General features: G+C 43.3%; 17 protein-coding genes. 13 read left to right on the top strand and 4 right to left on the bottom strand.

Going from position 1 to position 17156, the window contains the following annotated elements:
• Window positions 1-161 precede the first annotated feature (161 nt).
• On the top strand, window positions 162-1115 hold the full coding sequence (locus tag FFF34_015335) for a tryptophan 2,3-dioxygenase (protein TSD63938.1): 954 nt from the start codon (window positions 162-164) through the stop codon (window positions 1113-1115).
• A 10-nt stretch (window positions 1116-1125) separates the two neighbouring features.
• Here FFF34_015335 and FFF34_015330 read toward each other — a convergent pair whose 3' ends face one another.
• Complete coding sequence (locus FFF34_015330; GenBank protein ID TSD63937.1) at window positions 1126-1578, bottom strand: hypothetical protein; 453 nt, start codon at window positions 1576-1578, stop codon at window positions 1126-1128.
• 105 nt (window positions 1579-1683) lie between these two features.
• On the opposite strand from FFF34_015330, the gene FFF34_015325 reads away from it, so the two are divergent.
• The 4 genes from FFF34_015325 to FFF34_015310 all read left to right on the top strand — a co-directional run bounded on the left by FFF34_015325 (window position 1684) and on the right by FFF34_015310 (window position 6066).
• The gene (locus tag FFF34_015325; protein TSD63936.1) at window positions 1684-2748 is read left to right on the top strand and encodes a branched-chain amino acid aminotransferase; all 1065 of its coding nucleotides are present in this window, start codon (window positions 1684-1686) and stop codon (window positions 2746-2748) included.
• 186 nt (window positions 2749-2934) lie between these two features.
• Entirely contained in the window at window positions 2935-3186 is a 252-nt protein-coding gene (locus FFF34_015320; protein ID TSD63935.1) for a DUF4834 family protein, read from the top strand.
• 3 nt (window positions 3187-3189) lie between these two features.
• Window positions 3190-3486 (top strand): hypothetical protein, encoded by a 297-nt coding sequence (locus FFF34_015315; GenBank protein ID TSD63934.1) that lies wholly within the window; start codon window positions 3190-3192, stop codon window positions 3484-3486.
• 78 nt (window positions 3487-3564) lie between these two features.
• Window positions 3565-6066: a hypothetical protein gene (locus tag FFF34_015310; GenBank protein TSD63933.1), complete on the top strand. Its 2502-nt coding sequence runs from the start codon at window positions 3565-3567 to the stop codon at window positions 6064-6066.
• A gap of 93 nt (window positions 6067-6159) precedes the next feature.
• Here the strand turns inward: FFF34_015310 and FFF34_015305 are convergent, their stop codons facing one another.
• Together FFF34_015305 and FFF34_015300 are read right to left on the bottom strand one after the other, a co-directional pair.
• Entirely contained in the window at window positions 6160-6909 is a 750-nt protein-coding gene (locus FFF34_015305) for a glycosyltransferase (protein ID TSD63932.1), read from the bottom strand.
• Window positions 6906-8180, bottom strand: coding sequence for a glycosyltransferase (locus FFF34_015300; protein ID TSD63931.1), 1275 nt, complete (start codon window positions 8178-8180; stop codon window positions 6906-6908). The genes FFF34_015305 and FFF34_015300 overlap by 4 nt, the downstream gene beginning before the upstream one ends.
• A gap of 110 nt (window positions 8181-8290) precedes the next feature.
• Between FFF34_015300 and FFF34_015295 the strand changes: the two genes are divergently transcribed.
• Together FFF34_015295 and FFF34_015290 are read left to right on the top strand one after the other, a co-directional pair.
• On the top strand, window positions 8291-8833 hold the full coding sequence (locus tag FFF34_015295) for a serine acetyltransferase (GenBank protein ID TSD63930.1): 543 nt from the start codon (window positions 8291-8293) through the stop codon (window positions 8831-8833).
• On the top strand, window positions 8823-9569 hold the full coding sequence (locus tag FFF34_015290) for a class I SAM-dependent methyltransferase (GenBank protein TSD63929.1): 747 nt from the start codon (window positions 8823-8825) through the stop codon (window positions 9567-9569). The genes FFF34_015295 and FFF34_015290 overlap by 11 nt, the downstream gene beginning before the upstream one ends.
• 131 nt (window positions 9570-9700) lie before the next feature.
• Here the strand turns inward: FFF34_015290 and uvrB are convergent, their stop codons facing one another.
• Window positions 9701-11725: an excinuclease ABC subunit UvrB gene (gene uvrB, locus FFF34_015285; protein TSD63928.1), complete on the bottom strand. Its 2025-nt coding sequence runs from the start codon at window positions 11723-11725 to the stop codon at window positions 9701-9703.
• A gap of 201 nt (window positions 11726-11926) precedes the next feature.
• Between uvrB and FFF34_015280 the strand changes: the two genes are divergently transcribed.
• The 6 genes from FFF34_015280 to FFF34_015255 all read left to right on the top strand — a co-directional run bounded on the left by FFF34_015280 (window position 11927) and on the right by FFF34_015255 (window position 17152).
• Window positions 11927-12652 (top strand): noncanonical pyrimidine nucleotidase, YjjG family, encoded by a 726-nt coding sequence (locus tag FFF34_015280; GenBank protein TSD63927.1) that lies wholly within the window; start codon window positions 11927-11929, stop codon window positions 12650-12652.
• A gap of 206 nt (window positions 12653-12858) precedes the next feature.
• Window positions 12859-13320: an IS200/IS605 family transposase gene (gene tnpA, locus FFF34_015275; GenBank protein ID TSD63926.1), complete on the top strand. Its 462-nt coding sequence runs from the start codon at window positions 12859-12861 to the stop codon at window positions 13318-13320.
• Between the two features lie 122 nt (window positions 13321-13442).
• Entirely contained in the window at window positions 13443-13970 is a 528-nt protein-coding gene (locus FFF34_015270; GenBank protein TSD63925.1) for a DinB family protein, read from the top strand.
• Window positions 13971-14228: 258 nt separating this feature from the next.
• Entirely contained in the window at window positions 14229-15083 is an 855-nt protein-coding gene (locus FFF34_015265) for a UDP-2,3-diacylglucosamine diphosphatase (GenBank protein ID TSD63924.1), read from the top strand.
• A gap of 42 nt (window positions 15084-15125) precedes the next feature.
• Window positions 15126-16112, top strand: coding sequence for a glycosyl transferase (locus tag FFF34_015260; protein TSD63923.1), 987 nt, complete (start codon window positions 15126-15128; stop codon window positions 16110-16112).
• Window positions 16113-16165: 53 nt separating this feature from the next.
• Window positions 16166-17152 (top strand): beta-carotene 15,15'-monooxygenase, encoded by a 987-nt coding sequence (locus FFF34_015255; GenBank protein ID TSD63922.1) that lies wholly within the window; start codon window positions 16166-16168, stop codon window positions 17150-17152.
• Window positions 17153-17156: the final 4 nt, after the last annotated feature.

Raw genomic sequence — 17156 nt, 5'->3', positions numbered from 1 at the left:
TTCAGCGGTTCAAGTAGGCAGAACACCATTGCCTTTTTGTATAAGCAAATATAATTTTTATTTCGGCCGCCGGATGTTGATTTCGAATTTATTTTAATCACCTGCCAGTTCTACATTCGAAATTGAAAATTAGATATTCGAAATTAACTACTTTTGCCTTTATGAGCATCTCTCCCGAAATAGAAAAGAGGTTAACGCTGCTACAGGAAAAATACAATGCCATGGGGCAGGATATGACATCGTACCTGGATGGCTTGCTGCATGCCGATTTTTTAACCTACTGGGATTACATTCACCTGGATACTTTATTGAGCCTGCAAAGCCCCAAAACACCCTTTCCGGATGAAGAGATATTCATCATGTATCACCAGATAACCGAGCTATACTTTAAGCTAAGTCTGCACGAATGCAAGCAGATAGCCGGGCATCAAAACCTAACTGCCGACTTTTTCGCCACCCGCATCAAACGCATTAACCGTTATTTTGAGGCGCTTACACAATCTTTCGAGATAATGGTGGATGGGATGGAGAAAGAACAATTTTTACAGTTCAGGATGTCCTTACTACCTGCGAGTGGTTTTCAAAGCGGGCAGTACCGTATGATAGAGATATACGCTACCGACTTTATTAACCTGGTAGCCGCCGACCAACGTGTAACCTTAGCCAGCGCAACGGTTGAAGAGCAGTTTGAGCAGCTGTACTGGAAATTTGGCGCTACCGAGCTATCTACCGGAAAGCAAACGCTTACCTTAAAACAGTTCGAAAAAAAATATGCCAAAACCTTTGTCGAGCTGGGTAAAAGCGTGGCCAATACCAATTTTAACAGCCTACTGCAGCAGTTTAAATATAAAGGCGAAAGCACCAAAGCACTGGAAGAACAATTACGCCAGCTGGATATTAACGTAAATGTAAACTGGCCGCTATCGCACTATAAATCGGCCGTGCGCTACCTGCACCGCGAGCCCGAAGAGATTAAAGCTACCGGTGGCACTAACTGGCAAAAGTACCTGCCCCCGCGTTTTCAACGCCGTATATTCTATCCATCTTTATGGAGTACCGAAGAATTAGAGAACTGGGGTAAGGCCTGGGTAGATAAGGTTATTGGTGAATTGTAGTTGGCAGTTTTTAGTTTGCAGTAGGCACTAATCCTGTCTTGGCTTCAATTATTCCTTCTATCTCTTCAAAGTTTTCAAACTTATCCATAATGAACAAGGATGGTTTGGAGGTTATTCTGTTTACCAAAAACACACCCTTTTTACGGCGTGTTATTTTCTTAATATTGGCAAGTTCGATGGTTACATCTGGCTGGTTTGAGGTATGCAGCGTTACCTTATCATCGTAAACCATTAGCCGGGTGCTATCCGTTACCAAAAAATATTTTTTTCTGCCAAAGTAAAAAGCGATCATCTCGGCCGATACAATAATGGCAAAATAAGCCATGTCTCTGTCAGTTCCGCCACGATAAAGCAGGTTAAAGGCAAAAACAGCGGTGATAGCCACCATTGCACCCAATACGGTTATCAGCCATACCTTTTTTAGTTGGGCATTACCTTCGGGGCTTAGCTTATATATTTCCATAGTAAAACCGCAATAATGTGGTGTAATATACCTTTCTACAGCTAAAAAATTCAATTATAAAACAAAAATCCCTACATTGCCTTTTTGAGATAAATACTTGTTGCCATGACCGAAACACTGGACATAAAATTAACTAAAAACCCGCATTCGCGCTTAGCCGAAACGGATTTTGACAATTTGCCTTTTGGCAAAACCTTTACAGACCACATGCTAATGGCTGATTATGCCGATGGCGAATGGAAGAATTTTGAAATTTTACCTTACGGCCCAATTGATCTTAGTCCGGCAATTTCGGCGCTGCACTATGGCCAGTCGTTTTTTGAGGGTATAAAGGCTTATAAACATGCTGATGGAACGGTCTCTATTTTCCGTCCTGATAAAAATGCTATCCGTTTTAACAAATCGGCCGAGCGCCTGTGCATGCCTACCCTGCCCGAAGAAGTGTTTGTACAGAGCATAGCCGCTTTGGTTGACCTTGACCGCGACTGGATACCTGGCAAAGCTAACCATGCCCTTTACATAAGGCCGTTTATGTTTGCTACCGACCCTTATTTGGGCGTAACACCATCGGCTACCTATAAATATATGGTACTTGTTGGCCCTGTTGGCCCGTACTTTTCAAAACCGCTTAGGGTTAAAATAGAAACGAATTACACCCGCGCTGCCGAAGGTGGTATGGGCTATGCCAAAGCTGCCGGTAACTACGGCTCAGCAATGCTACCGGGCCGCAAGGCCGCCGAGGAAGGTTTTGACCAACTGATATGGACCGATGCCAAAGAGCATAAATACATTGAAGAAATGGGCGCTGCTAACGCAATGTTTTTGCTGGACGGCACCCTAATAACCGCCGAAGCTAAAGATACTATACTGGATGGCGTAACCCGCGATACCGTAATTGCGCTGGCAAAAAGCTGGGGCATACCTGTCGAAGAACGCAAGGTATCGGTTGCGGAGTTAATAGAAGGCGCCAAAAACGGCAAACTAACTGATGCCTTTGGTGCAGGTACTGCAGCAACCATTGCCTCTGTAGCATCTTTTAGCTACAACGGCGAAGAGTACTTTTTAAGCGACCCGCAAACCCGCGAATTCTCTAAGAAAGTGCTTTCAACTTTAGATGATATTAAATATGGCCGAATTGCTGATACGCACGGCTGGAACTATATAGTTTAAATAATATTGTAACTATTGCATAAGTCCCTGCATCTTAATTGGTGCAGGGCTTTTTTGTCCAACGGTGTTTTAATTTATCGCTGTTATAAAGTGGCAATATGGTTAGGTAATGGTTTGCCACAAAACAAACTAACCAAACTTTTTTTACGTTATATGCTTATATTTGTAAGCTAAATATTTAACCACATGGGTTTAATACGTTTTCTGATCATATCAATTTGTTCGTTATATATTATACGCAGCTTGGTGCGTTTGCTTTTGCCTATGCTGTTTAACAGCGTAATTAACAACGCGCAGCAACAGCAGCAACGCAACCAGCAAAACTACAGCCAGCCAAAACCTGATGGCCGTGTACGTATAGATCATATGCCCGAGGGTAAAAAAAGCCAGGTGCCCGACTCTGAAGGTGAATTTGTTGATTACGAAGAGATAAAATAATTTATGCTGCCCGAAAACTTGTATAAACGCAGGCGCGCCCACAACAATACGCCACAGTCGGTATTATTGATACTGACAAATTGTATTGTACTGGCTGTGCTTATACAAATGTTTACAGGCTGCAGTATAAATAACTTTTTTTGGATAGCACTTGGGGTGCTTGCCCTGTATAATGCCTACACCATACGCCGCAACCGCGAAGAATATAACCGCCTTAACATTATAATATATATAGCCAGCATTGTGTTAATGGCATTCCTTTTTTATTACTTTAGTACCCACTCAGGTAACTGCAGCTAATACTTATAAAAAACTTATCGTTTCTATTCTCATTCAAATTTCTATTTTTGAATAATAATTATCCCTTAAAAAATTTAAATGAATAACTGGATCAAACGTAATGGTACACATCTTGCCATTATCGGAATTTTCTTAGCACTATGCTTTTTCTTTCTTACCCCGGCTTTTCAGGGTAAAACATTGGGCCAAACTGATGTTGTGGGCGCGCAATCAACCCAAAAAGAAATTATGGATTACCGGGCCAAAGACACCACCATTCTTTGGACCAACCAGATATTCGGCGGTATGCCCGCTTTCCAGATATGGGCACCGTACTCGGCTAATATAACCAGCCACATTATATCGGCAGTAAAGGCAACCTTCCCTAACCCGGTTGATACCATGCTGATACTTTTAGTAGGCACCTACTTTTTATTCATTGTATTAAAGCTAAACCCATGGCTGGCAGCTGCCGGCGCTGTGGCGTTTACATTTTCGTCATATAACATCATCCTGCTGGTCGCAGGGCACTCCAACCAGGCCTTTGCCATAGCATTTTTTGCGCCGGTGCTGGCCAGCATTATTTTAACCTTAAGGGGTAACTATATAACAGGCGGGGCTTTAACGGCATTATTCCTGGCTATAGAGATAAGGGCCAACCACGTGCAGATGACCTATTACCTAATGTTTGCCATATTTATTTTGATAGGTATTGAGTTATATCATGCCATTAAATCAAAAGGCACAGCGGCTTTCCTTAAATCAATAGGTTTTTTAGCGGTTGCTACCTTGCTGGCTTTAGCGGTTAACGCATCTATGCTATGGAGCACTTATGATTATGGTAAAGAAACCATCCGCGGAAAATCAAACCTGACTAAAAACACTACCGAACCAAGCAATGGTTTAGACAAAGAATACGCCTACCAATACAGCCAGGGTGTAGCCGAGTCGTTAACATTTTTAGTGCCTAATGCTGCCGGTGGCGGCTCGGGTGCCGATAATTTAAGCCAGGATTCGGAAGTGGCAAAAGTATTTACAGCCAAAGGCGCTACAGACGAGCAGGCGGTTAACGCAGCAGGCCAAATTACTACTCAAATACCGGGCTTAAGCATGTATTGGGGGCCAAAGCGCCCGTTTACATTTGGCCCATGGTACTTTGGTGCTGCAACTTGCTTTTTGTTTGTGCTGGGTTTAATAGTGGTACGCAGCCGGTTAAAATGGTGGTTATTGGGCACAGTGCTGTTAACTATGGCATTATCCTTTGGTGGCAACTGGCCTTACGTGTCAGATCTGTTCTTCAACTACTTCCCGCTGTATAATAAGTTTCGCGCTACCGAGTCTATACTTAACGTAACCGCATTGTGTTTCCCTGTATTGGGCTTTCTTGCGGTAAAGGAGTTTATTGACAACCCTGATAAAACCTACCTGTTTAAGAAACTGAAGTTAGCTTTCTACATTATTGGTGGCTTAACGCTACTATTAATTGTGGTACCGCAGGCCCTATTAAGCTTTAAAGGATTTGACCACGCCGATGGTATCAACTTTTTAAGCCAGGCCATGAAAGGCGATACCGGCATGGCCAACGCCGTAGCCAACGCACTGGTTAAAGACCGCATGGCGCTTGAGCGTGCCGATGCTATACGCTCGTTTATTTTTATTGTTGTTGCATTTGGTTTGCTATGGGCATTTGTTAAGCAAAAAATAAACGCTACCGTTTTATCTGTCGCGTTTTTAGCGGTGATATTGGTAGATATGTGGCAATTTGATAAACGCTACCTTAAAGAAACCAGTTTCCAGGAAAAACAGGAAACAACCACACCGCAGCCGCGCGAGGTTGATCTGTTTATTCAAAAAGATACCGACCCTGATTTTAGGGTATTTGATATGAGCAATGGTGTAAGCTACATTAAACAGGACACTTACAATCCTTTCTTCCATAAATCTATCAGCGGGTATTCTGCCGCACGTTTAAAACGCTACGAAGAACTTTTAGATAACCAGTTTAGCAAAAGCATTAACCAGGATGTACTGGATATGCTGAATACTAAATACATCATTACCGCCGATCCAAAATCGGGCAATGTAAGCATGCGGGCCAATTCAACCGCTTGCGGCCATGCCTGGTTTGTAAAAAGCGTTAAATATGTAAAAGATGCCGACGAAGAAATGCTGGCCATCAGCAGCTTTTCACCAAAAGACGAAGCCATGATAGATGGTTCGTACAAAAGCATTGTGGAGGCCAAACCCATTAGCTACGACCCTAATGCAACTATAACCTTAACAAGTTATAACCCCGACCATATGGTGTATCAAACAGGTTCGAAAGCTAACCAAGTTGCTGTGTTCTCTGAAATTTATTACAACAAAGGCTGGAAAATGCTGATTGATGGCGTTGAACAACCTTATTATCGCGCCGATTATTTGCTGCGTGCAGCAACCATCCCGGTAGGTAACCACAAGGTTGAATTTATATTCCACCCAACATCATACTACGCCGGTGAAAATATATCACTTGCCGGTTCAATATTACTGGTGCTTGCTTTAGGCGGCGCAGTGTACTCAGAATTGAAAAGAAAAAAACCTGAGCTTAAAAAAGCTTAAGGCTGATATTTTAAATGGTAAAAAGGGCGATGAGTTAAACTCGTCGCCCTTTTTTATGAATAATAATGAGGGAGTTTACTTCGTTCCTCGCAACTAATCGTTCGTCCTTCTGTTCAAAATCCAATACCAGCCCAGGTTAAAGGTGATAATAGCATGGTTAAATAATGTTGGCATTAAGCCATAGTGCCTTTTCATAATATCAAAACGCTCCAGCAGGCTTTGGCGATGTTTAGCTTTTGACATGCCCCCTACCAGATACTTGGCTACATAACCATCTACCTTAACAATCTTTTTAGCTTTTTTGGCAGCCCGTATTATCCAGTCTATATCGGCACTAAGCTGGTATTTGGGGTCGTAAGCTTCAACCAGCGATCGTTTGATGTAAATAGCCTGGTGGCTTACACTCATACCATATTTAAAACTGCGCCAGGTAAACCTACCGGGCGCCTTATGGCGGCGCTGCCCAAGGCTTTCGCGCCCATCGTTCACCATCTCGGTTTCGCCATAATAAATGTCCGCATCTGGGGCACTTGCAAAAACTTTGACAACGGTATCGTTAGCATAAAATTCGTCGCCCGAGTTCATAAATATTACGTAATCGCCTGTTGCACGAGCAAGGCCTTTGTTCATGGCATCGTATATACCCTTATCAGGCTCACTAATGAGGGTGGCAATTTTATCTTCGTGCTTTTTGATGATCTCCAACGTACCGTCTGTAGATGCGCCGTCGATGACAATATACTCAATACCTGCATAGGTTTGGTTTAAAACCGATAACATGGTGCGCTCAATATCGCGCGCATTGTTATAAACTACAGTGATAACCGACAGGACAGGTTTCATATGCTTGCCGGTTTTAAAATAGACTGATATAAACGAATATATTGGCCGGCTACTTTTTGATTATTAAAATCGCGCAGCACTTTACTCCGCGCGGCAGCGGCCCACTCATCAGGGTTTGCAGCACTCAATAGTTGATTAATACCCGCCGCCAAATCGGTGAATGATTCAAACTCGGCCAGGTAACCGTTTTGCTGATGATCTATCAGGTCGGGTATGCCGCCGGTATTAAAGGCCGCTACAGGCGTTCCGCAGGCCATAGCTTCCATTATCATATTGGGCAGGTTATCTTGTATCGATGGCGACACAAACACATCAGCAAGGCTGTAAAGCGTCACCAGGTCGGCAGTGTTGGAAATGGTATTTAACTGGTGTACCGGAAAGGGCAGTGTGCTTACATCAAAGTGCTTATTCTTTCCAAACAATACTATCTCTACTCCTTCGGTTGGATAATTCTCTTTTAAATGTGCTAAAGCTTTTACCAAGTAAACGATGCCTTTACGTTTATCATTGATATTGGCAGCGCCAAATAGTATTACTTTGGCGGCAGGGCTTATCCCCCATTTACTCCTGGCGGTATGCTTATCCTGCGGCGAAAAAATATCGGTATCTATAGGGTTTGGAATAGCCTGTATACGCTCTACATCTAATAACGAACTTTTTAAGGCAACCCCAGCAAGCCAGTTACTACAGGTTACAAAGCTGATGTTCCGGGCCTTAGCCAACATATCATTTTTACGCAGCCAACCCATGTGCGAAATATCGTCGTTACCGTCATCGCGCAGGTAATAACAATTACCGCACTGGTTTATAAAATGATTGCACGCGCCCGAATAATGGCATCCGCCTGTGAAAACCCACATATCGTGCAGGGTCCAAACAATGGGTTTGTTAAGTGCTACCAGTTTTTTAAGATCGCTGATAGAAAGGAAGGCGGAATTTGTCCAATGCAGGTGAATAATGTCGGCCTCTTTTATCACCTTTTCTTTGCTGATGTCGCGGCCTATATTGGCAGTCGAAAAGGCAAAACGTACCGACTTATCCCTCTCATGAAATGCAATAAAGGGCAGTCTTTCGTACAAAAAATTAAACCTCGACCTTAACCTGCCAAAAAATGAACGCTCTACGGTATACACGCTGGCTTCATCCCGTTTTTTGTGCTGCACCAACATAGTTACATCTACATTACTGGCTTGCAGCGCCTTTAATAAGCGCATGCAGGCTTCGGCGGCACCACCGCCCGAGTCAGATGTATTTATTAAGGCAACCTTCATTCAGCTATCATTTATAGTGGCAAGTATAATGATACTAAAATTAAAAATTTTACTTTTGAAACGCTTCATCCATATAAATGAAGTTTAACAGCTAAGCCGCGCATATTAAGATGAATTTTTTTGCTTATTTATTCCAGGATTGGAAAGCAAACCGGGGCAACGTAAAGGCGCGGATAGTGTTAACTATGTTCCGCCTGGTGATGCTGATAAACAAGTACACACTCACTAAGATCATCTTTTTCCCTTACCTGATGTTTTACCGTGTTAATGTAGAATGGATATTAGGTGTTGAGCTGCCGCGTAAACTAACGCTTGGCAAAAACTTTATGTTTTATCACGGACAAGGTTTGGTAGTGAATAAAAGCACCGTAATTGGTGATAATTGTATATTGCGTAACGGTGTAACCATAGGCCATAAAAAACTGGCCGATGGCAGCCTTAGCAAATGCCCGCGCATAGGCAACAATGTAGATATTGGCCCAAATGTTTGCATCATAGGCGACATTACCGTAGGCAATAATGTAATAATTGGCGCAGGCGCCGTCGTGGTGAAAAACATACCCAACAACTGCACAGTAGTAGGCAACCCTGCAAGGATATTAGAGAATAAAGTAACAACGGCAAGCCGTATCGAAGATATTAATGGAGAATAATTTAACCGACCGTTCGTTTTGGCAGGCGTTTTGGGAATCGCGCAAGGGGCTGATATTTAAAATAAAGCCTAACTATGTTTTTGGCGATATACTGGGCAAACTGATCGCCGAAAAAGGCATTAAAAACGCCGTTGAGTTAGGCGGCTTTCCGGGCTATTATGCTATTTACTTAAAAAAGTACCAGCATTTAAAAACATCGCTGCTTGATTATTTTATACACCCTGGCCTGGTAAACCAGCTACTGGAGGTAAACGACCTGAAACCGGGCGATATTGACATTATTGAAGCCGACCTGTTTACCTATCAACCCGCCGAAAAGTTTGACCTGGTGCTTTCTTTTGGGTTGATAGAGCATTTTAACGATACTAAGTTTATTATTAACGAACACTTGAAGTTTTTGAAGCCGGGTGGTACCCTATTTATTACCCTGCCCAACTTTAAAAGTGTTAACGGCTGGGTGCAGCGCAATTTTGATAAGGAGAATTACGACAAGCACAACATCAACAGTATGGATCTTGCCCTGCTTAAAGATAGTTGCAAGGCATTAGGCTTAAAAGATATTGAGGCTTACTATCATGGCCGCTTTACCGTATGGCTCGAAAACAAATCTGAACAAACCGGCTGGGCCAAAGGCATTGTAAAAGCCATTTGGGTAGCCGGAAAGGCATTCACCCGCATAGTACCTGTTGAAAGCAAGGCGTTATCGCCCTATATTGTAGTAAAGGCGACGATGTAATTACCCCTGTCATTTCGAACGATAGAGATAAATCTTGTTCAAATTACAGGTTGGCTACTTTGCATAATGAACAGGATTTCTCCTCCTTCGTCGTTCGAAATGACATGATGGAGAGATATACATCCGCACATCTAAAACTTTTCTTCCATCATTTTTTCAAGCGCAAACATTTCATCGCGCAGTTTGGCAGCCAGCAGGAAGTCCATATTTTTGGCAGCGGCCATCATGTCCTTTTTGGTATTATCTATAGATTTTTTCAGGTCGGCCTTGGTCATGTACTGCACAATTGGGTCGGCAGCCAGGGTCATGGTATCGGTTTCTACGTAAGCCTGCTGCACGCCACCTTTAAAGTCGACCACAGATGTTTGCTCCATAATTTCCTCTTTGGTTTTGCCCACGGTGCGCGGCACTATGCCATGCTCGGTATTATATCTTATTTGCAATTCGCGACGGCGGTTAGTTTCGTCCATCGTTATCTGCATCGAGTCGGTTATCTTATCTGCATACATAATTACCCTGCCTCTGTCGTTACGTGCGGCACGACCAATGGTTTGTATCAACGAACGTTCCGAACGTAAAAAACCTTCTTTATCCGCATCTAATATGGCTACTAATGATACCTCGGGCAAATCAAGTCCTTCGCGCAGTAAGTTAATACCTATTAACACATCGAATTCGCCCAGGCGCAAGCCACGTAATATCTCCACCCGTTGCAGCGTCTTTACTTCCGAGTGGATGTAGCGGCACTTAATGCCGAGGCGGTCCATATATTTAGCCAGCTCTTCGGCCATGCGTTTGGTTAGGGTGGTTACCAGTACGCGGTCGCCCATTTTGATGGTTTTATCCACCTCGTCCAGCAGGTCATCCACCTGGTTTATCACCGGGCGAACATCAATTACCGGGTCAAGCAATCCGGTAGGGCGTATCACCTGCTCAACCACTACACCGCCCGATTTTTCTAATTCAAAATCGGCTGGGGTTGCGCTTACATAAATGGTTTGCGGGGCCAGCCGTTCAAACTCCTGGAAGTTTAGCGGGCGGTTATCCATCGCGGCAGGCAAACGGAAGCCATAATCGACCAATGATATCTTCCGCGATCTGTCGCCTCCATACATAGCCCTTATTTGCGGTACGGTAACATGGCTCTCGTCAATCACCATCAGGTAATCATCCGGGAAATAATCAAGCAAACAGAATGGCCTTGCACCCGGCGCACGGCCGTCAAAAAAGCGCGAGTAATTTTCGATACCCGAGCAGTAGCCCAGTTCGCGTATCATCTCCAGGTCGTAGTTAACCCTTTCTTCCAGTCGTTTGGCTTCTAAAAAGCGCTGGTCGTCTATAAATTGTTTTTTGCGGGTTTCTAACTCTTCCTGTATGGCCCATATAGATTGCTGAAAGCGTTCGCGGGGGGCTACGTAAAGGTTGGCCGGATAAACCACCATGTGGGTCATTTTCTCTAAAGTTTTCCCCGTGGTGATATCAAATGTGCTTAGTTCTTCAATATCATCACCAAAAAACGATATACGGTAGGCATGATCCATATAGGCAGGGAAGATATCTACCGTATCGCCCTTTACCCTAAACGTTCCGCGTTTAAAATCGGCGGTAGTGCGGGCGTATAGTATCTCCACCAAACGATGTAAAAAAGCATTCCGGCTGATGCGTGTACCCACCGCGAATTTGAATACCGAATTGGCAAAATCCTCGGGGTTACCCATACCATAAATACAGGATATAGACGACACTACTATCACATCCCTGCGGCCGCTCATCAGTGCCGATGTGGTACGCAAACGCAGTTTTTCTATCTCTTCGTTTATCTGCAGGTCTTTTTCGATATAAGTATTTGACGAGGGGATAAATGCCTCGGGCTGGTAATAATCGTAATAAGATACAAAGTAGTTTACCGCATTCTCGGGGAAGAATTGCTTAAACTCGCCGTATAGCTGTGCGGCCAGTGTTTTATTGTGGCTCAATATCAGTGTAGGCTTTTGTGTTTGCTCAATAACGTTGGCAATGGTAAAAGTTTTGCCCGACCCGGTAACCCCCAACAGGGTTTGGAATGGGTCGCCGTTGTTCACCCCCTCAACCAGTTGGCGAATGGCCTCGGGCTGGTCGCCGGTGGGTACGTATTGAGAAGTTATTTTAAAATCCATTGTTACAAAAATAGTGATTAGCGGGCAGAGATTTGTGATTAGGCTGTCAGTATTTGCTAAGGATATTAGTCGTATAATCCGCGGCACTAAACTGATAACCTCATAGCTGATGTAATGTTTATTGCAATTTAGCGCAGGTAAATGACAGCCCTATGTCAGCAGGGAGATGGACTTTAATTTTTAATATGATAAATTTGCTTTATGGCTCAATCTACAATTGTAAATCCTACATCTAAAATCTATAAACATATTTTCTTCGACCTTGACCACACCATTTGGGATTTTGATAAAAACGCCGAGGAAACCCTGCACGAGCTTTATGGTGTTTACAAATTAAAGGAGGTAGGCCTGCACTCTGCCGACTTGTTTATTGAAACGTATACGCGCAATAACCACAGCTTATGGGCACAATACCATACCGGGCAAATCACCAAAGACGAGCTACGCGATGCCCGCTTTAAAAAAACCTTTACAGAGCTGGGCCTGCATCCCGATGCTATCCCTGCCGACTTTGAGGACGCTTACGTAAATCTTTGCCCAACTAAAACTAACCTATTCCCCCATGCGCACGAAACGCTGACCTACCTGCAAAGCAAGTATACCATGCATTTAATATCAAACGGGTTTAAAGATTCGTCGCAGCTTAAAATAGATGGCTGTAATCTGGGTGGCTATTTCCAAAACGTTATTATATCCGAAGTGGTGGGTGCCAACAAACCCGACCCAGCAATATTTAACCATGCTGTTGAGCTGGCCGGCACCACCATTGCCGAAAGCGTGATGATAGGGGACAGCATTGAGGCCGATATACGTGGCGCTATGGGCGTAAGCATGGATGCCATTTATTTTAATCCGTTTGGTTTGGAGAAACCCGCCGATGTGCCGGTGCAGATAACTCATTTAAAAGAGTTAATGACATTATTATAAGTGTAGTTGTGAATGACGTTGGTTGAGTATTGCACCTACGAAGCATTTGTTTTTTATTCATTTTCCACCAGCTTAACACTCCTTCAGAGCACTTCATCGGTAATCTACCGGATTATAAAATGTTAAAAGCGACCCCGTAGGGGTTAAAGGTTGGTGAAAAAACAGATATTTAAATTTCCGTGCCGTAGGTACGGCACACTTTAAGCATGGCAAATACTTATACCCAAATTCATATCCAATGTGTGATAGCCGTAAAATTTCGGCAGGCTTCTATACTTCCTGATTTTAAAGAGCGCCTACACCAATACATTACGGGCATTATTAGAAACAACGGACATAGGATGATCGCCATTAACAGCATGCCCGATCATTTACACTTATTCTTTGGATTTCGGCCAGACCAATCCTTATCAGACTTAATGAGAATAGTGAAAAGCGAATCATCTGAATGGATAAATAAAGAGAATTATACGCCAGTTAAATTCAGGTGGCAAGAAGGGTATGGTGCCTTTTCATATTCGCGGTCTCACATTGATATTGTGGTTAAATATATCGCTAATCAGGACGAGCACCACAAGAAAATGACTTTTACTGAGGAATATAAAACCCTCCTTGAAAAATTCGGCATTGAATATAATGATAAATACATCTTTAGTGCATTGCTGTAGCTGTCGAAGTATTGCACCTACGGAGCAATCATTTTTGTTTGTAATACTTCTACCAACCTTTTGCTCCTACGGAGCATACCTCATTAATAATAACAAGCGGTTTATTTTGTAACTTTAATATTATGAATATTGCCAAAGAGCGCCGGGACATTGATGCAGCAATAGACAGCTATCGTAACTGGCTTGATACTGTTACCGACGATGAATTTGCCGCTACCCCGCCTATGGGCGGCTGGAGCTATGCCGAGGTATATGACCATATTATGAAGGCCAGCCTGGGGGCCAGCATTGCTTTAGAGCGCTGCACCCATAACAATTGCCCACCAACCAAAAAAGGAATGACATTTTGGGGCCACTATGTAATACTAACCGGCCTGTTCCCACAGTTTAAGACAAGAGTGCCCGAGGCAATAGCCGCTAAGCTGGCACCCAAAAAAATTGACAAGGAAGAAGCTAAAAACCTGATCATAAAACTGCGCAAACGGGTTGATGATACCGCCGCACTGATACCCGATGCCAAGTCAAACGCGCGTTGGCAGCACCCGCGCCTTGGTATGCTAAACGCCCAACAATGGTTTAAATTTATACGCGTGCATTTGCAGCATCATTTAAACCAACTAAACCGTATTAAAAATAATTTCGTAGGTTAAGTAACCTTTTATATTTAACACAGTCTTAACAGTATAATAATTTAATTATCTGATATTTGTAAAACGAGAGACGATATGAATTTTGAATTTACTTACTTGTTTGTAGTTGGCCTGCTGGCACTTTTGGGTGCCTTCTATCTGAGCCCCTACGAACTAAAAGTTAATGAAGACGAGGACGACGAATAACAGATTGCAAAGCCCCGCCGCTTTTATTTACCGGTACAACTTACCGGCTTACCTACTAACCCCCAAACTTTAATGGCAAAGCGCGAAGTAGATATCGTAATTATATCAGATGTGCACTTAGGCACATACGGCTGCCACGCTAAAGAGCTTTTAAAATACTTAAAATCCATTAAGCCAAAAATGCTTATCCTTAACGGGGATATCATTGATATATGGCAGTTCAGCAAATCGTACTGGCCCGAATCGCACATGAAGGTAGTGCGCCGCATACTAAAATTTGTTACCGAGGGTGTACCCGTTTATTACCTTACCGGTAACCACGACGAGATGCTGCGCAAGTTTACCGATTTTGACTTGGGTACGTTTCAACTCCTTAATAAAATAGTTTTAAATATTGATGGCAAAAAGGCCTGGATATTTCATGGTGATGTTTTTGACGTTACCATGCAGCACTCCAAATGGCTGGCCAAATTAGGTGCCGTTGGGTACGATACCTTAATATTGATAAATAGCTTAACCAACTGGATGCTTACCAAAATGGGCAGGCCAAAAATGAGTTTTTCCCAAAAGGTGAAGGCTAAGTTTAAGGATGCGGTAAAATTCATCAATCAGTTTGAGCAAACCGCTGCCGATTTGGCGGTAGAAAAGCAATACAGCTATGTAATATGCGGGCATATACACCACGCCGAAATACGCGAAGTGCAGGCTACAGACAATAGTGGGTCGGTATTGTACCTTAACTCGGGCGATTGGGTAGAAAGCCTTACCGCGTTAGAATACAACAACAAGCAGTGGACTATTTTTACCTACCAACCTGACGACTTTAAACAGGACGACAATGAGGACGACATTACCGATGCCGAGGACCTTGACGCCAAACTGGACGTAAAAAACCTGTTAGAAAGATTTAAACAGGAAGCGCATTAATCTTTACACTATCCCATTATATTTGCCTGTCACATCGCATCTATGAAAATATTGTTTGGTATACAGGGTACAGGGAACGGCCACATCAGTCGTGCCCGCGAAATTGTGCCCCTGTTACAACAATATGGCGAGGTTGACCTGCTGGTAAGTGGCACGGAAGCCGAGGTAAGCCTGTCGCAGCCGCTTAAGTATAAATTCCATGGGTTTAGCTTTGTGTTTGGTAAAAACGGCGGGGTTGACAATTGGGCCACCTTTAAAATAATGAACCTGCGCCAGCTGTGGAAGGATATGCACAGCATCCCCCTAAACCAATACGACCTCATTATTAACGATTTTGAGCCGGTAAGCGCCTGGGCCTGCCGCCTGCAAAAGGCCGAGTCGGTATCGCTGAGTCACCAATGCTCTTTTGCATCGCCTAATACCCCGCGCCCAAATAAATGGAACTACGCCGAGTGGCTCTTTAAATACTATTCGCCCACTACGCACCGTATAGGTTTCCACTTTGAGCGATACGACGATTTTATACATACCCCGGTTATCCGCAGCGATATCCGCAAGATGGAAACATCCAATAAAGGGCATTACACGGTTTACCTGCCTGCTTATAACGATAAAACACTGGTAAAAAACCTAAGTAAAACCGATGCCGAATGGCACATCTTCTCTAAACGCACGAAAACCGCCTACACCGAAGGCAATGTGCATGTGTTCCCCATTAATAACGATGGCTTTAACAATAGCCTGGCCAGTTGCGAAGGCATGCTTACCGGCGGCGGCTTTGAGGGCCCTGCCGAGGCTTTATTTTTAGGCAAAAAACTGGTGATGATACCCATGCGCGGCCAGTACGAACAGCAATGCAATGCCCTATCGGCATCCAAGCTGGGCGTAACGGTTATTGAAACCATTAACCACGATTTTGTAAGCCGTATAAACAAATGGCTGGCCGACGATACCCGCATTAACGTAAATTTCCCCGACGAAACCGCGCAGATAGTGGATAATATGGTAAAGCAATACGCCCGCAAATAACAATTACGCGGTAAACGCTTTTTCTTTTAATTTTGCCGCACAAGCCATCGCGCATGATCAATATTTTTAAGGTTTACAATCCGCTTAACGTTTTATGGCTGGTCATTTTAATGATAGTTACGCGTGTGGGTTATATTGTGCAGGTGCCAGATAAACTTGAGTTTATTTTTGTTGAGCCTTTTGCGCGGTTATTGGTACCTGTATCATACGAGTATGCCTTTTCGCCCATACTTAATGTGTTAATAGCTGGCGCGTTGGTTATTGTACAGGCGCTGCTATTAAACACTTTGGTAAACCACTACAACCTGTTGGGTAAGCCTACATTTTTACCAGCTTTAATGTATGTAACGCTATCGGCGCTGTTTCCGCCTTTTATGGTATTGAGCGCGCCATTGATATGCAACTTTTTAGTGATATGGATGCTGTTTAAATTATTCAGCTTTTACAAAAGCGACGATGCCAAATCAACCGCTTATGATCTGGGTATAATAGTGGCCATAGGCTCGTTGATATACCTGCCTTTTGTTTACTTATTTTTAGGCATATGGCTGGCATTGGTCATATTTAAACCCTTTAACTGGCGCGAGTGGGTATCTGGTGTGTTAGGCTATTTTACCTTATTCTTTTTCTTCGCGGTGTTTTATTACCTCAATAACCGCTTAAGCGCATTTTACCATATATGGGCACCATTGGGCACCAAGTTTCCAAACCGTATCAATATCAATTATTTAAACTACCTGGTGCTTATACCGGTAATAGCAATTTTGGTACTGTACTTTGTTAAGCTGCAGCAAAATTACTTTAAAAGCTATGTGCAGGTACGCAAATCGTTCCAGCTATTGTTCTTGATATTTTTGGTTGGCGGCTTATCCTTTTATGTAAAAACCGACTTTAGCTTAAACCATTTTTTACTATGCGCTGTGCCTGCAGCGGTGTTTTTTTCGTACTACTTTGTAAACGCCAACGTAAAATGGTTTTACGAAAGTTTGTATTTATTACTGCTTATCAGCATAATATACTTCCAGTTTAACACTTTTTAACTTT

It is taken from the genome of Inquilinus sp. KBS0705 (assembly GCA_005938025.2).
GTDB lineage: Bacteria > Bacteroidota > Bacteroidia > Sphingobacteriales > Sphingobacteriaceae > Mucilaginibacter.
Note: the sequence above shows the minus strand (reverse complement) of the source record. Positions and strands in the feature narration are given on the sequence as shown.

Excerpts from the sequence above, each read along its gene's own strand:
- FFF34_015335 (TSD63938.1), top strand. The coding sequence starts at position 162 with ATGAGCATCTCTCCCGAAATAGAAAAGAGGTTAACGCTGCTACAGGAA.
- FFF34_015330 (TSD63937.1), bottom strand. The coding sequence starts at position 1,578 with ATGGAAATATATAAGCTAAGCCCCGAAGGTAATGCCCAACTAAAAAAG.
- FFF34_015325 (TSD63936.1), top strand. The coding sequence starts at position 1,684 with ATGACCGAAACACTGGACATAAAATTAACTAAAAACCCGCATTCGCGC.
- FFF34_015320 (TSD63935.1), top strand. The coding sequence starts at position 2,935 with ATGGGTTTAATACGTTTTCTGATCATATCAATTTGTTCGTTATATATT.
- FFF34_015315 (TSD63934.1), top strand. The coding sequence starts at position 3,190 with ATGCTGCCCGAAAACTTGTATAAACGCAGGCGCGCCCACAACAATACG.
- FFF34_015310 (TSD63933.1), top strand. The coding sequence starts at position 3,565 with ATGAATAACTGGATCAAACGTAATGGTACACATCTTGCCATTATCGGA.
- FFF34_015305 (TSD63932.1), bottom strand. The coding sequence starts at position 6,909 with ATGAAACCTGTCCTGTCGGTTATCACTGTAGTTTATAACAATGCGCGC.
- FFF34_015300 (TSD63931.1), bottom strand. The coding sequence starts at position 8,180 with ATGAAGGTTGCCTTAATAAATACATCTGACTCGGGCGGTGGTGCCGCC.
- FFF34_015295 (TSD63930.1), top strand. The coding sequence starts at position 8,291 with ATGAATTTTTTTGCTTATTTATTCCAGGATTGGAAAGCAAACCGGGGC.
- FFF34_015290 (TSD63929.1), top strand. The coding sequence starts at position 8,823 with ATGGAGAATAATTTAACCGACCGTTCGTTTTGGCAGGCGTTTTGGGAA.
- uvrB (TSD63928.1), bottom strand. The coding sequence starts at position 11,725 with ATGGATTTTAAAATAACTTCTCAATACGTACCCACCGGCGACCAGCCC.
- FFF34_015280 (TSD63927.1), top strand. The coding sequence starts at position 11,927 with ATGGCTCAATCTACAATTGTAAATCCTACATCTAAAATCTATAAACAT.
- tnpA (TSD63926.1), top strand. The coding sequence starts at position 12,859 with ATGGCAAATACTTATACCCAAATTCATATCCAATGTGTGATAGCCGTA.
- FFF34_015270 (TSD63925.1), top strand. The coding sequence starts at position 13,443 with ATGAATATTGCCAAAGAGCGCCGGGACATTGATGCAGCAATAGACAGC.
- FFF34_015265 (TSD63924.1), top strand. The coding sequence starts at position 14,229 with ATGGCAAAGCGCGAAGTAGATATCGTAATTATATCAGATGTGCACTTA.
- FFF34_015260 (TSD63923.1), top strand. The coding sequence starts at position 15,126 with ATGAAAATATTGTTTGGTATACAGGGTACAGGGAACGGCCACATCAGT.
- FFF34_015255 (TSD63922.1), top strand. The coding sequence starts at position 16,166 with ATGATCAATATTTTTAAGGTTTACAATCCGCTTAACGTTTTATGGCTG.